General features: G+C 33.5%; 13 protein-coding genes. 9 read left to right on the top strand and 4 right to left on the bottom strand.

Annotated elements, in window-relative coordinates; translation table 11 throughout:
- Window positions 1-151 precede the first annotated feature (151 nt).
- On the top strand, window positions 152-967 hold the full coding sequence (locus JVV30_RS01285) for an inositol monophosphatase family protein (RefSeq protein WP_053029151.1): 816 nt from the start codon (window positions 152-154) through the stop codon (window positions 965-967).
- Window positions 968-1039: 72 nt separating this feature from the next.
- Here the strand turns inward: JVV30_RS01285 and JVV30_RS01280 are convergent, their stop codons facing one another.
- On the bottom strand, window positions 1040-1231 hold the full coding sequence (locus tag JVV30_RS01280; protein ID WP_053029152.1) for a DUF5325 family protein: 192 nt from the start codon (window positions 1229-1231) through the stop codon (window positions 1040-1042).
- A 97-nt stretch (window positions 1232-1328) separates the two neighbouring features.
- Here JVV30_RS01280 and typA point away from each other — a divergent pair, with 97 nt between their 5' ends.
- Entirely contained in the window at window positions 1329-3173 is a 1845-nt protein-coding gene (typA, locus tag JVV30_RS01275) for a translational GTPase TypA (protein WP_204193102.1), read from the top strand.
- 248 nt (window positions 3174-3421) lie between these two features.
- Here typA and JVV30_RS01270 read toward each other — a convergent pair whose 3' ends face one another.
- Both JVV30_RS01270 and JVV30_RS01265 read right to left on the bottom strand, forming a co-directional pair.
- Entirely contained in the window at window positions 3422-3613 is a 192-nt protein-coding gene (locus JVV30_RS01270) for a YlaI family protein (protein ID WP_016930723.1), read from the bottom strand.
- A gap of 1 nt (window position 3614) precedes the next feature.
- A complete protein-coding gene (locus JVV30_RS01265) occupies window positions 3615-4100 on the bottom strand; it encodes a hypothetical protein (protein WP_016930722.1) in 486 nt (161 codons plus the stop codon).
- Between the two features lie 140 nt (window positions 4101-4240).
- Here JVV30_RS01265 and JVV30_RS01260 point away from each other — a divergent pair, with 140 nt between their 5' ends.
- The 3 genes from JVV30_RS01260 to JVV30_RS01250 all read left to right on the top strand — a co-directional run bounded on the left by JVV30_RS01260 (window position 4241) and on the right by JVV30_RS01250 (window position 9862).
- Window positions 4241-4519 (top strand): Fpa/YlaN family protein, encoded by a 279-nt coding sequence (locus JVV30_RS01260; protein ID WP_016930721.1) that lies wholly within the window; start codon window positions 4241-4243, stop codon window positions 4517-4519.
- A 318-nt stretch (window positions 4520-4837) separates the two neighbouring features.
- Window positions 4838-6064 carry a cell division peptidoglycan polymerase FtsW gene (gene ftsW, locus JVV30_RS01255; RefSeq protein WP_016930720.1) on the top strand — a complete coding sequence of 409 codons (1227 nt, stop codon included), beginning with the start codon at window positions 4838-4840 and terminating at the stop codon, window positions 6062-6064.
- A 348-nt stretch (window positions 6065-6412) separates the two neighbouring features.
- Window positions 6413-9862, top strand: coding sequence for a pyruvate carboxylase (locus JVV30_RS01250; RefSeq protein WP_070855410.1), 3450 nt, complete (start codon window positions 6413-6415; stop codon window positions 9860-9862).
- A 108-nt stretch (window positions 9863-9970) separates the two neighbouring features.
- Here the strand turns inward: JVV30_RS01250 and JVV30_RS01245 are convergent, their stop codons facing one another.
- Window positions 9971-10885 (bottom strand): COX15/CtaA family protein, encoded by a 915-nt coding sequence (locus JVV30_RS01245; RefSeq protein WP_204193098.1) that lies wholly within the window; start codon window positions 10883-10885, stop codon window positions 9971-9973.
- 235 nt (window positions 10886-11120) lie between these two features.
- Between JVV30_RS01245 and cyoE the strand changes: the two genes are divergently transcribed.
- The 4 genes from cyoE (at window position 11121) to JVV30_RS01225 (ending at window position 14340) form a co-directional block, all read left to right on the top strand.
- Window positions 11121-12032 carry a heme o synthase gene (cyoE, locus tag JVV30_RS01240; RefSeq protein WP_053029157.1) on the top strand — a complete coding sequence of 304 codons (912 nt, stop codon included), beginning with the start codon at window positions 11121-11123 and terminating at the stop codon, window positions 12030-12032.
- A 29-nt stretch (window positions 12033-12061) separates the two neighbouring features.
- Window positions 12062-12523, top strand: a complete 462-nt coding sequence (locus tag JVV30_RS01235) for a DUF420 domain-containing protein (protein ID WP_053029158.1) — start codon at window positions 12062-12064, stop codon at window positions 12521-12523.
- A 295-nt stretch (window positions 12524-12818) separates the two neighbouring features.
- The gene (locus JVV30_RS01230) at window positions 12819-13877 is read left to right on the top strand and encodes a CAP-associated domain-containing protein (protein ID WP_070855412.1); all 1059 of its coding nucleotides are present in this window, start codon (window positions 12819-12821) and stop codon (window positions 13875-13877) included.
- Window positions 13878-13902: 25 nt separating this feature from the next.
- Window positions 13903-14340: a YlbF/YmcA family competence regulator gene (locus JVV30_RS01225; protein ID WP_070855414.1), complete on the top strand. Its 438-nt coding sequence runs from the start codon at window positions 13903-13905 to the stop codon at window positions 14338-14340.
- The last annotated feature ends 68 nt before the right edge of the window (window positions 14341-14408 follow it).

The raw sequence follows: 14408 nt of genomic DNA, 5'->3' as shown, positions 1-14408 counted from the left end.
TTTACCGTTATTGTAGCACAGAATGACTGAATCTATCCAAATGCTGAATTGAGATTATTTGCGTTTAAACTCATTATAATAAGGTATACAAAGATGTATAGATTATATTGACTAAAATTCTGTATAATAGGAAACAACAGGAGATGATGATATGTCACTATACGAATTTGCTCAAGGTTTGATATTAGAAGCGGGTAATAAAGTAAGATTTATGATGAAAGAAGAATTGAGTATTGAAACGAAGTCAAACCCAAATGATCTAGTTACGAATGTGGATAAAGCAACTGAGAATTATATTTATGATGCCATACTAAGAAATTATCCTGATCATCGTGTAATTGGTGAAGAAGGACATGGTCATAATATGGAAGACGTCAAAGGTGTAGTATGGGTTGTCGATCCAATTGACGGAACGCTCAATTTTGTTCACCAGCAAGAAGGCTTTGCGATATCAATAGGTATTTATCGTGATGGTAAGCCATATGCTGGATTAGTCTATGACGTGATGAAAGATGTCCTCTATCATGCGAAAGTGGGCGAAGGCGCATTTGAGAATAAACATGAATTAAAACCATTAAATGATACGCATTTAAAGCAAAGCTTAATAGGTATTAATCCCAATTGGATTACCAAACCTAAAATGGGGCCAATCTTTTCAGAAATTGTAAATCAAGCAAGAAGTTGTAGAGCATTTGGAAGTGCAGCTTTAGAAATTATAAGTGTTGCTAAGGGACAATTGGCTGCATATATTACGCCAAGGTTGCAACCTTGGGATTTTGCAGGTGGCTTAATTATTTTAAATGAAGTTGATGGCGTTGGAAGTAATTTATTAGGTGAACCACTGACAATAGAAAGTGCTAATTCTGTTCTAGTTGGAAATAAGACGACGCATAATGAAATTTTGGTTGATTATTTAAATCCGAATAACGCCGTTTTAACAGAATTGCATCAACGTTTCAAAAAATAAAAAATGTCTCGGTCAGTCAACTTTGAAAGATGTGCATCTTCCAAATGGTACTACCGAGACATTTTTATTATATTAAAGCCAGTCATTTTCACGATACTTCTTTTTAAGCGTGAAACCAGCGCCAAAAGTTGCAATGAAAAGTATAAATGTTAAAATCATCATTGGAATACTACCAGCACCAACGCTGAAACTAAAAAGCACTAAAAATATTACTGCTATAATTGATAGCAACCAAAATATACCTTTAGACTTAGGTTTTTCCATCCCATACCCCACCTTTTTGTTATCTTTTACTAATAATATGATATAATAAAAAAGTTGTAATTAAAAGTGGGAGTTTACTCGAGAAAGGAATTATAAAATGACTAATAGAAGAGAAGATGTACGTAATATTGCAATCATTGCGCACGTTGACCATGGTAAAACTACATTAGTAGATGAATTACTTAAACAATCTGGTATTTTCAGAGAGAACGAACATGTTGACGAAAGAGCAATGGACTCTAATGATTTAGAAAGAGAACGTGGTATTACAATTCTTGCTAAAAATACTGCGATTGATTATAAAGGTACAAGAATAAACATCTTAGATACACCTGGACATGCTGACTTTGGTGGCGAAGTAGAACGTATTATGAAAATGGTAGACGGTGTTGTACTTGTTGTCGATGCTTATGAAGGTACAATGCCTCAAACACGTTTTGTGCTTAAAAAAGCACTAGAACAAGACTTAAAACCTGTTGTGGTTGTAAATAAAATTGATAAACCATCAGCAAGAGCTGAAGGCGTAGTGGATGAAGTATTAGATTTATTCATCGAGTTAGAAGCAAATGATGAACAATTAGATTTCCCAGTAGTATATGCATCTGCTGTTAATGGTACTGCTAGTCTTGATTCAGAAAAGCAAGATGAAAACATGCAGTCTTTATATGAAACAATTATTGATTATGTACCTGCACCAATCGACAATCATGATGAACCGTTACAATTCCAAGTCGCATTATTGGATTATAATGACTACGTAGGACGTATTGGTATCGGACGTGTATTCAGAGGTAAAATGCGCGTAGGTGACAACGTATCGCTTATTAAATTAGATGGTACTGTTAAGAATTTCCGTGTAACTAAAATCTTTGGTTACTTTGGCTTGAAACGTGAAGAAATCGAAGAAGCACAAGCGGGTGATTTAATTGCCGTTTCAGGAATGGAAGATATTAACGTCGGAGAAACAGTGACACCAACTGATCATCAAGAAGCATTACCTGTGTTACGTATTGATGAACCAACACTTGAAATGACATTCAAAGTAAATAATTCACCATTTGCTGGCCGTGAAGGTGACTATGTTACTGCACGTCAAATCCAAGAACGTTTAGATCAACAACTTGAAACAGACGTTTCATTAAAAGTAACACCAACTGACTCTCCAGATACATGGGTAGTTGCAGGACGTGGTGAATTACATTTATCTATCTTAATTGAGAATATGAGACGTGAAGGATTTGAACTTCAAGTATCTAAACCACAAGTTATTTTACGTGAAATTGATGGTGTTCTAAGTGAACCATTTGAACGCGTTCAATGTGAAGTACCTTCTGAAAATGCAGGATCAGTCATTGAATCTCTAGGTGCACGTAAAGGTGAAATGTTAGATATGTCAACAACTGATAATGGGTTAACACGACTTATCTTTATGGTACCAGCACGTGGTATGATTGGTTATACAACTGAATTTATGTCTATGACACGTGGATATGGTATTATTAACCATACTTTCGAAGAATTTAGACCTCGTGTTAAAGCACAAATTGGTGGTCGTCGTAATGGTGCATTAATTTCTATGGACCAAGGCCAAGCCACAGCATATGCGATCATCAACTTAGAAGATCGTGGTGTAAACTTCATGGAACCAGGTACTGAAGTATATGAAGGTATGATTGTTGGTGAACATAACCGTGAAAATGATTTAACAGTAAACATTACTAAAGCAAAACATCAAACAAACGTACGTTCAGCTACTAAAGACCAAACACAAACAATGAACCGTCCAAGAATTCTTACACTTGAAGAAGCGTTAGAATATATTAATGATGATGAATTAGTTGAAGTAACGCCTCAAAGTATTCGTCTAAGAAAGAAAATTTTAAATAAATCATTACGTGAAAAAGAAGCTAAACGTGTGAAACAAATGATGCAAGAAGAATAAGCATCGTTGAAATCTAAAGTATAATTTAGAGTACTTTATGCAAAAACCAGTAAATGTGTGTTAAGCATCATTTACTGGTTTTTTAGTTTGTGTATTTTACAGGATGACTAGAACTGAGAAAAGCTTGATTTAAGCGCCTTCTCAGTTCAGTCAGCTACTGCGAATTTGCTAAGTAGCATGATTATATTATTTATGTCCCAGACTGATTTGTTTTGAGAAATAAAAGTTTTTTAATCAATTATAGATAATTACAATCCATCATTTGGATTAAAGTTTACTGTGTGGTGTGTATTCAGACGTTGCTTTGGTCTATCTAGGCGACTTTTACAATCATCACACATAAATGTTCTGATTGGATTATTGCGAAGTCGTTTGGCTTCAACCGTATGTTCATCAATTAAAACCTTCGTATCACAAATTATACATTGTACTTCACGCAAATTAGATCACCTCTATATGCGTAACATATTTAAATTCATACGTGTAATCTTTCTCATCTGGGTTATAAACAAAGCTATCTACAGCGTTATCATCATACATTCGTTTACCGTCTTTCGCAAATTGGAAGAACAGATAAGGTAACAAGTCAATTGGCACTTCAATGGCATCATTTTCATTAAATAATTTAATTGCAGTCGCATTGTCTTGTGGTTCTGCATTTTTGAAGAAAGGTGTCATATTGATAGCGAAAGAATCTTCTAATACAGAACGTTTACGATATTTTATCTCTGAATTTAAAGTTGGCGGATTCGTTTGTCCTTCAAGAATGGCTCTGTTCCATTCACGATTATCTTCAAATTTAATAGGTTTCGTTCCTTCAAACACACCGCTTTCAATATCTTCGATCTTTACTTTTCTATCATCGAATATCCAAGTTGTACTATCTAAAGTGATAGGGAACTTGACTAAGCCTTTGATTTGAATCATTTTTTGCCCACTCCCTAATTTCGTTCTAGTCATTATTTTATCACAATTAAATTCATGTATTCACTGAATAAACTTGCTTTTTAAAAAGTAGTAAGATAAACTTTTGATATGAAGATATTTAATGATAGGGGGAGTATGTGATGCCGAAGCAAACGAAAATGAGTAACGTGGCTTATGAGCAATTAAATCAAGATGCTGATAGAATCTTACATTTAATTAAAGTTCAAATGGATAATTTAACTTTACCTTCGTGCCCGTTATATGAAGAAGTTCTCGACACACAAATGTTTGGTTTACAAAAAGAAGTTGACTTTGCGGTTAAACTTGGTTTAGTCAATAAAGAAGACGGCAAAAATTTAATGCTACGTTTAGAAAAAGAATTATCTAAACTTCATGAAGCATTTACTAATGTAAAATAACTATCGATTAAATATATAAGTGAATTTTAATGATTTGCTTTTTCATTTATAAATTGAGTTAATTGTAATATTTACTACATATAAATTATCTCACCATAGTGACTGAAATATTATGTTTATAATATTTTCAGTCATTTTATGTTTTAAGCGCTTTTTCAAATTGAAGACTGAAATTGTAAGTTAATTAGATGCATCTCTAATCAGTTTATATTTGTTAAATAATGTGCACAAAGTATATAATAGTTTAGACAGAAATTATGTTTAAACGTAATAGTATTGACCATAGTTTTAAAAATCTAGAATTGGATGATCATTTTTATGAGTAATTTAAAAAATATATTTCGATACATAGGTAGAACTGCTAAGTTCATCGATTATCCATTATTAATTACATACGTTATTTTGTGTCTCTTTGGTTTGATTATGGTATATAGTGCAAGTATGGTTGCAGCAACTAAAGGGACGCTAACAGGTGGACTTGAAGTATCTGGTACGTATTTCTACAATAGACAGCTTATATACGTTATTATGAGTTTTATTGTCGTATTCTTTATCGCTTTTATGCTGAATATTAAAATATTACAAAAAGCGAAAACACAGAAGTGGATCATGATAATCATCTTCGTGTTACTATTTTTAACACTTATCGTAGGTAAAAATATTAACGGTTCTAAGAGTTGGATAAATCTTGGATTTATGAACTTACAAGCATCAGAATTGTTGAAAATTGCATTCATATTATATATTTCTTATGTGATCAGTCGAAAATTACCACAAGTAAGAGAGAAGATTAAAGTTATCGCTGCACCACTTGTGTTGATCGTTGTATGTCTATTTTTAGTATTGTTACAAGGTGATATTGGACAGACATTGCTCATCATGATAATCATTGTATCTATGTTTATTTTTGCTGGCATAGGTGTTCAGAAAATAGTCAAAGGACCCGTCTTACTTATCGTTGGTAGTTTCGTTGGTATTGCTTTACTCTTTGTAGCAAGCGGTATGATGCCACACTATTTGAAAGCCCGTTTTAGTACCCTAATGAACCCATTCAGTTCTGAAGCTGGTACAGGTTACCATTTGACCAATTCATTAATGGCAATAGGTAATGGTGGTTTATTTGGACGCGGATTAGGTAATGGTATTATGAAACTTGGCTATTTGCCAGAGGCACATACTGACTTTATTTTCGCAGTCATTTGTGAAGAACTTGGTTTAGTAGGTGGATTATTTGTAATTTGCTTATTATTCTTTATCGTTTATCGCGCTTTCGTATTAGCTACTAAAACGCCATCTTATTTTTATAAATTAATTTGTGTAGGTGTTGCAAGTTATATCGGAAGTCAGACGTTTGTTAATTTAGGTGGTATTTCAGCAACTATCCCATTAACAGGTGTTCCATTACCATTTATAAGTTTTGGAGGTTCATCAATGTTAAGTTTAAGTATCGCAATGGGTCTATTATTGCTAGTTGCCAAACAAATTAAAATGGACGAAAAACGATCACAAAAAGCTAAAAAACAAAAAATTGGTTTAACTAGATAAAGATAATAATATAAACGATACCTTTACATGAACATATAATTAGAGTTCATGTAAAGGTTTTTTACATTTTTATGAAAATTATTATAAAACGTCGATGTCGGTGGAGTATTATCTATTAAAGTGATAATATAAAGTTATGACTAATGATAATTTTTCCTGATGATACTCTGAGCATGCGTTTTAGAAAAGGGTATATATGCAATACTTATTTTCAAGCATTATTAGTACTTTACTATTTTTTTATAACTCACATTTCATAAATAAAGATAGCTTTATTATTTGAGTTAGTATAAAATTTTATTATCTAATTAGTTAGAATATTCGAACTTTAAAAGGGGAGTGCCTTTTTTGAAAAATATAAAAAAATTATTAGTAGCAAACCGTGGCGAAATTGCAATCAGAATATTTAGGGCAGCAACAGAATTAAATATTAAAACCGTGGCAATTTATTCGAACGAAGATAAAAATGCTTTACATAGATATAAAGCTGACGAATCTTATTTAGTGGGCAAAGATTTGGGCCCAGCTGAGAGTTATTTGAACATTGAACGTATCATCGATGTGGCGAAACGAGCTGGTGTGGATGCAATTCATCCTGGTTATGGCTTCTTAAGTGAGAATGAACAATTTGCACATCGTTGTGAAGAAGAAGGTATTAAATTTATTGGTCCACACTTAGAGCATTTGGATATGTTTGGGGATAAAGTTAAAGCGAGAACGACTGCGATTAAAGCTAACTTACCAGTCATTCCTGGTACTGATGGACCAATTGAGAGTTTCGAAGCGGCCAAAGCATTTGCTAAAGATGCTGGTTTTCCTTTAATGATTAAAGCCACTAGTGGTGGCGGTGGTAAAGGGATGCGTATTGTTCGTGAAGAAAGAGAATTGGAGGATGCGTTTCACCGTGCCAAATCTGAAGCGGAAAAATCTTTTGGGAACAGTGACGTTTATATTGAAAGATACATAGACAATCCGAAACATATAGAAGTACAAATTATTGGTGATGAATATGGTAATATTGTGCATTTGTATGAACGTGATTGTTCGGTACAACGTCGTCATCAGAAAGTTGTAGAAGTAGCCCCTTCAGTAGGATTATCTCATGATTTAAGAGAACGAATTTGTGATGCGGCACTACAATTGATGAATAATATCAAATATGTGAATGCGGGTACTGTAGAATTCTTAGTATCAGGCGACGAGTTCTTCTTTATCGAAGTTAATCCTCGTGTACAAGTAGAGCACACAATAACTGAGATGATTACAGGTATAGATATTGTTAAAACTCAAATTCTAGTTGCTGATGGTGCTAGTTTGTTTGATGAACGTATTTCTATGCCTCAACAAGAAGACATTCAATCATTAGGTTATGCCATTCAATGTCGTATTACGACTGAGGACCCAACCAATGATTTTATGCCAGATTCAGGTACAATTATCGCGTACCGTTCAAGTGGCGGCTTTGGTGTACGATTAGATGCAGGTGATGGTTTCCAAGGTGCAGAGATATCTCCGTATTACGACTCATTGCTAGTTAAATTATCGACACACGCGGTTACGTTTAAACAAGCTGAAGAAAAGATGGAACGTTCACTTCGCGAGATGCGTATCCGTGGTGTGAAAACGAATATTCCGTTTCTAATTAATGTGATGCGAAATGATCAATTCCGCAGTGGAGATTATACAACTAAATTTATTGAACAAACGCCTGAATTATTTAATATTGCACCTACACTTGACCGTGGTACTAAAACGCTTGAATATATCGGTAATGTCACAATTAATGGTTTCCCAAATGTTGAAAAGAGACCTAAACCTGATTATGAATCAACAACGATACCTCAAGTGTCTCACAGAAAAATTAATTCATTGAATGGTACAAAGCAGTTACTTGATAACGAAGGACCAAGAGCAGTTGCGAATTGGGTTCGTGAACAAAAAGATGTATTGGTAACTGATACTACATTTCGTGATGCACATCAATCGCTTTTAGCAACACGTGTACGTACTAAAGATATGATGAATATTGCCTCTAAAACAGCTGAAGTATTTAAAGATAGTTTCTCTTTAGAAATGTGGGGAGGCGCAACATTTGATGTCGCATATAACTTTTTAAAGGAAAATCCATGGGAACGACTTGAAAGATTACGTAAAGCCATTCCAAATATTTTGTTCCAAATGTTATTACGCGCTTCAAATGCAGTCGGTTATAAAAACTATGCCGATAATGTAATTGAAAAGTTTGTAAAAGAAAGTGCAAATGCAGGCGTAGATGTCTTTCGAATTTTCGATTCATTAAACTGGGTAGACCAAATGAAAGTAGCAAATGAAGCGGTTCAAAAGGCAGGTAAAATTTCTGAAGGCGCAATTTGCTATACGGGAGATATCTTAAATCCTGAACGTTCAAATGTATTTACACTTGAATATTATGTTAATTTAGCTAAAGAATTAGAACGTGAAGGATTCCATATCTTAGCAATTAAAGATATGGCTGGATTATTAAAACCTAAAGCAGCTTATGAACTTATCGGCGAATTAAAATCAGCGATAAACTTACCAATACATTTACACACTCATGATACGAGTGGAAATGGCCTGCTTATCTATAAAGAAGCGATAGATGCAGGTGTTGATATCATAGATACTGCTGTTGCATCTATGAGTGGTTTGACAAGTCAACCTAGTGCTAATTCACTTTATTATGGACTGAATGGCTTTAATCGTCATTTAAGCGCAGATATTGAAGGCTTAGAAGAACTCAGTCATTATTGGAGTACTGTGCGCCCTTACTATAGTGACTTTGAAAGTGACATTAAATCTCCTAATACTGAAATTTATCAACATGAAATGCCTGGGGGACAATATTCAAATTTAAGTCAACAAGCTAAAAGTTTAGGCTTAGGTGAACGTTTCCACGAGGTCAAAGATATGTATCGTCGTGTGAATTTCTTATTTGGAGATATTGTGAAAGTGACACCATCATCTAAAGTTGTAGGTGATATGGCACTTTATATGGTTCAAAATGATTTGGATGAAGAAACAGTAATCAATGAAGGACATAAGTTAGATTTCCCTGAATCTGTTGTATCTTATTTCAAAGGTGACATCGGTCAACCGGTCAATGGTTTTAATAAAGAGCTCCAAGCGGTCATCCTTAAAGGCCAACAACCATTAACAGAACGTCCAGGTGAATATTTAGCCCCTGTAAATTTTGATGATATAAGACAAGAACTTGAAGCAAAAGCTTATGGTGAAGTGACTGAACAAGATGTTATCAGTTATGTATTGTATCCAAAAGTATTTGATCAATATATTCAAACGAAACAACAATATGGTGATTTATCGTTATTAGATACACCAACGTTCTTCTTCGGTATGCGTAATGGTGAAACAGTTGAAATCGAAATAGATACGGGTAAACGCTTGATCATTAAACTTGAAACGATTAGTGAGCCAGATGAAAATGGTTATAGAACGATTTATTATGTGATGAATGGACAAGCGCGTCGTATTTCGATTAAAGATGAAAATATTAAAACAAATACGAACTTAAAACCTAAAGCAGATAAATCAAACCCTAGTCATATCGGTGCTCAAATGCCAGGTTCGGTTACTGAGGTAAAAGTTGCAGTTGGCGATGAAGTAAAAGTTAATCAACCACTACTAATTACAGAAGCGATGAAGATGGAAACGACAATTCAGGCACCGTTCAATGGTACAATCAAACAAGTAACCGTTGTTAGTGGTGATGCAATTGCCACAGGGGATCTACTGATCGAGATTGAAAAAGCAGATTAAATTAAATAGTTGTTTGAAAATAAGACATTTTGACGTTAGAAAACAATTCAATAAATATAAAAAGGAGATGTGATAACACGGTTCACATCTCCTTTTTAATTTGATAGGTTATTTGTTATTTTCACTTCTAATGGTACGTAGCATTAACATAATGAAGTAGGCAATCATACCAAATAATAGTGTGATAAATAATGCATGTAAAAGTGCAATGAATAAATTGACGTTCGTCATTACAGATAAAGCACCAGTAATGACTTGCAATATGATAAGAATAAACGCAGTCGTATATCCATATCGTATCGTTCTATTCTCAGAATAATTCTTAACTGCGTGAATAAATGTGATCATAATCCATATAAATGTAATAAATGCCATGCCACGATGCGCAAATTGAACCCAATCTTGTTCAGTATGTGGAATAATATCATGGAAAGGTAATGGCCAACCACCATAAGCTAAACTTGCCTTTGCATGTCTAACTAACGCACCAGTATAAATGGTTACATACACAATTCCTGTCATGATCCATGTTAATCTTCTTAAAGGCTTTCTGATATATAATTCATCGGCTTCATATTTCTTATCAACTTCAAATATGATCAGCATTAGAACGAATACTGAAGAGAAACTAATCAAAGATATGCCGAAATGCAGCGCTAATACATATGAATTTTGTTGCCAAATAACAGCTGCTGCACCAATTAATGCTTGAACAAGTAAAAATGCGATACTAATAATAGCTAATGGCTTTACTTCTTTAATATAGCCGATATGTTTCCATGCAGTAATAGCTAACCACAGTACAACAATTAATGAGATACCTGAGACAGCGCGATGACTTAATTCAATAGTAGTGTCTATTGGTAAATTGTCAGGGAGTAATGCACCGTGACATAAAGGCCAAGATGATCCACATCCATCTTCTGAGCCAGTCTTAGTAACTAATGCACCACCAAGTTGTACAAATGCCATTATGATAGTTGCTAATACAGATAACCATTTAAGGTTTCGTTTATTAAACAATGTTATACACCCCATCATTAATTAAGTGCATCTTCTAAATACAATTGATTACGCTTAATTAATGTCTATTTTATTGAAATTATATTATTAAAATAATTATACAACAATAAGAACTAACAAAAAATTAGTGTAGTAGAATGTCGCTAAAGTGTCACAATTAAATTTGATATAAACTAGTCAATTTTTAGTAATTACTATATCATAGTATTATATGGAAAATTTAAGGAGGGGGATCATGAGCAAAGAGCAAACTTTGTCACAACCATCGAGCCGTGTATCGTTTAAAGAGTTACAACAGATTATCAAGATGGGATTGGTCCAAGGTAACTTAATTCCTGCATTTGCAGGCGCTTGGTTAGCAGTTGTGATGACCAATCATTCCTTCCTATCGTCAATACCTCAAATTCTATTAATGTTGATTGGTTCAACATTAATTATGGGTGGTGCTTGTGCATTAAACAATTATTATGATCAGGACATTGATCGTATAATGCCAAGTAAACAAAATAGACCAACAGTTAATGATAGAATTTCAGATAAAAATTTATTATTTTTAAGTTTTGGTATGATGTTAGTAGGAGAAGCTTGTTTATTCTTATTAAATGTACCATCAGGCGTACTAGGACTTATCGGCATCGTAGGTTATGTGTCTTATTATTCAATTTGGTCTAAAAGACATACAACTTGGAATACAGTAGTAGGAAGTTTTCCAGGTGCAGTACCACCATTAATTGGATGGGTTGCAATTGATGGAAATATAAGTCTCGTTGCAATTGCATTATTTTTAGTTGTTTTTTGTTGGCAACCAATTCACTTTTATGCTTTAGCAATTAAACGCAGTGATGAATATGCATTAGCTAATATTCCTATGTTACCATCTGTTAAAGGATTTAAACGTACTAGAGTAAGTATGTTTATATGGTTAATATTTTTACTTCCATTACCATTCCTATTATCAAGTCTTGGAACAACATTTGTAGTATTAGGAACATTGCTCAATTTAGGTTGGCTTTATATAGGTTTAACGTCATTTAAGAGAAATACAGACCAAACTAAATGGGCAACAAAAATGTTTATATACTCTCTAAATTATTTAGTAGTATTTTTCGTTTTAGTTGTTGTTATCTCACTTATAAAAATGATTTAAAATATACAAATTAAATAAGGATGAAACATATGAATTTACCAATTCTACCAACGATTAGTACAAGTTGTATTGTGATAAGTGCTATTTTTGTTGCCATTGGTTGGTGGCAAATTTGGCATAAAGATATAGATAAGCACAAGAAAACAATGTTATGGGCAGCAATTTTTGCATTAACTTTCTTTATTATCTATGCATCAAGAACGATATTTATAGGTAATACAGATTTTGGGGGACCAGATTCAGTTAGAACGTATTATAAGATATTTTTAATATTCCACATTAATTTAGCTACAATTGGTGGCGTTCTTGGGTTAGTTCAAATCATTACAGCATTCAAAGATAAGTTTAATTGGCATAGAAAAGCAGGACCAATTGCATCAATTATTTGGTTCTTTACAGCGATTACTGGTGTAGCAGTTTACTTACTACTATATGTATTTTACCCAGGTGGAGAAACAACGTCATTGATTAAAGCTACATTAGGCCTATAATCAATTCATATCACTATAAGCAGACAACATAATTTGTGGTGACTACTTAGCAATGTCGTAGCAGTATACTGTAAGAGAAAGCACTTTAAAGTAGCGCTTCTTTATACTGGACATACTTGCGGGAGTGGGGCAATGAATTCAAAAAGAATTCTACCCTGCTCCCTTTTTTAATATGATAATGTTAATGACAAAAAGAAAACGGGGTATGCCACAAGTGTCATCTTAAGTAGGATATCTTGATTAATAAATTAGTTATTTTGTACAATAGATATAATTCAAAATAGGTGGGTGAAAGATGGCAAAATTAGTTATTAAAGTTTTAGGTGTAATATTTTTAGTTTTATTTCTTATTTATTTATTTTACTCACCAAGACTTAAATTTGATGTATTAGAGAACCCAAATAAAACCGTGTCAACCAATCATTCAGATCAAACACCTAAGATGCATAATACCACTGAAAATCCCGCACCTAAGGAAGGGGTAGGTACATGGATTGGAAAAGATATAGATACGCTAACTGATAAATTTGGCCAAGCAAGTCGTACATATCCGTTTAGAGGCCATTATATGAACTATGTCTTTAAAAAAGATAATCAATATTATATCGTTTCAACTAAAAAACATAAAATAAAGTCAGTTTATGCTACAGGTAATAAAGCAAATGTTGCACCTTTAAAGATTAACGAGAGTGCGTCACGTATCTTTGAAAATACAAGTATTAATCCCGATCCTTCAATTAAAGTGGATGGTCAACGATATAATTTTGAACTATCTGATGAAGATATCAAGACACAAACATTAATAAAATATGGGAATGTGTATGCACAAGTGTATGTTGATCAACAATCTAATCAAATTATGGGCATTCGCTTTCTAGATAAAGAGGCACTAGCATTTCTTAAACCGTATCCTTTAGCTAATGAGACTGAAGAAGATGATAAAGGAGACAATTTTGATAATGCTCAGAAAGATAAACTGCCTTATGAACAAAACCCGAACCAATTAATGACGCTATACGAAATTACTAATGAGATGAGAGAGCTAAAAAACATTAAACCGTTAAAAGTTAACTCGGATATTGCGCATATTGCATCAGTAAATTTATACGAAGCAACTGGTTCTAATGATGTTGAGTTTACAGAGGATGCGTTAAAAAGCCAACTAAGTAATGAGAATATTTCATTTACTACGACAAGTCAAAATGTTGGGTATGATTTTGATGATGTACCAACATTAATTCATAGTTGGATGAATTCTGATATGCACCGTTCTAGAATGTTAAATACTAAATATGAAGAAATGGGTGGAGAAGTCATGAAAGATTACTATTCACTTATTTTCTTAGAAAAATAATCTAATTTAGAAAGGAGACTATGCATTGTATACAGAAGAAACAATGTCAATTCTTGATGACATCGAAGGTCTTTCGGATATGATTGTTCAATCAGAACTGTTTCATGATTTTCGGGAAGCTCAAGAGAGATTGAATCAAGATGATGAAGCACATCTCATGTATCAAGCCTTCTTGAAATCTAAAGTTGCTTATGATGAGGTAATGCGATTTGGAAAATATCACCCCGATTATCAAAAAGTCATGTTAGAAACAAGACGACGTAAAAGAGCTTATGAAATGTTGCCTGTGGTTATGGATTATAAATCTAAAGAAGTATCACTACAGAATTTAATAGATGAAGTAGTAAGCAAGATTGCACTGTCAGTTTCGCAAAATGTAAAAATAGAAGCGGGAAATCCATTCTTTAAGACCGGTCATGATGGTTGTGCAACGGGTGGCACATGCAATTGTAGTTTGAAATAAAAGATGAGGCTGGGACATAAATAATATAAATATGCTATTGTGCAATTTCGCAGTAGCTGACTGAACTG

Origin of the sequence: Staphylococcus sp. GDY8P47P (genome assembly GCF_016892225.1) — a bacterium.
Lineage (GTDB): Bacteria > Bacillota > Bacilli > Staphylococcales > Staphylococcaceae > Staphylococcus > Staphylococcus borealis.
The sequence above is the reverse complement of the archived record's forward strand: the minus strand, read 5'-3'. Positions and strand labels throughout refer to the sequence as shown.

Excerpts from the sequence above, each read along its gene's own strand:
- JVV30_RS01260 (WP_016930721.1), top strand. The coding sequence starts at position 4,241 with ATGCCGAAGCAAACGAAAATGAGTAACGTGGCTTATGAGCAATTAAAT.
- JVV30_RS01265 (WP_016930722.1), bottom strand. The coding sequence starts at position 4,100 with ATGATTCAAATCAAAGGCTTAGTCAAGTTCCCTATCACTTTAGATAGT.
- typA (WP_204193102.1), top strand. The coding sequence starts at position 1,329 with ATGACTAATAGAAGAGAAGATGTACGTAATATTGCAATCATTGCGCAC.
- JVV30_RS01230 (WP_070855412.1), top strand. The coding sequence starts at position 12,819 with ATGGCAAAATTAGTTATTAAAGTTTTAGGTGTAATATTTTTAGTTTTA.
- JVV30_RS01285 (WP_053029151.1), top strand. The coding sequence starts at position 152 with ATGTCACTATACGAATTTGCTCAAGGTTTGATATTAGAAGCGGGTAAT.
- cyoE (WP_053029157.1), top strand. The coding sequence starts at position 11,121 with ATGAGCAAAGAGCAAACTTTGTCACAACCATCGAGCCGTGTATCGTTT.
- JVV30_RS01280 (WP_053029152.1), bottom strand. The coding sequence starts at position 1,231 with ATGGAAAAACCTAAGTCTAAAGGTATATTTTGGTTGCTATCAATTATA.
- ftsW (WP_016930720.1), top strand. The coding sequence starts at position 4,838 with ATGAGTAATTTAAAAAATATATTTCGATACATAGGTAGAACTGCTAAG.
- JVV30_RS01235 (WP_053029158.1), top strand. The coding sequence starts at position 12,062 with ATGAATTTACCAATTCTACCAACGATTAGTACAAGTTGTATTGTGATA.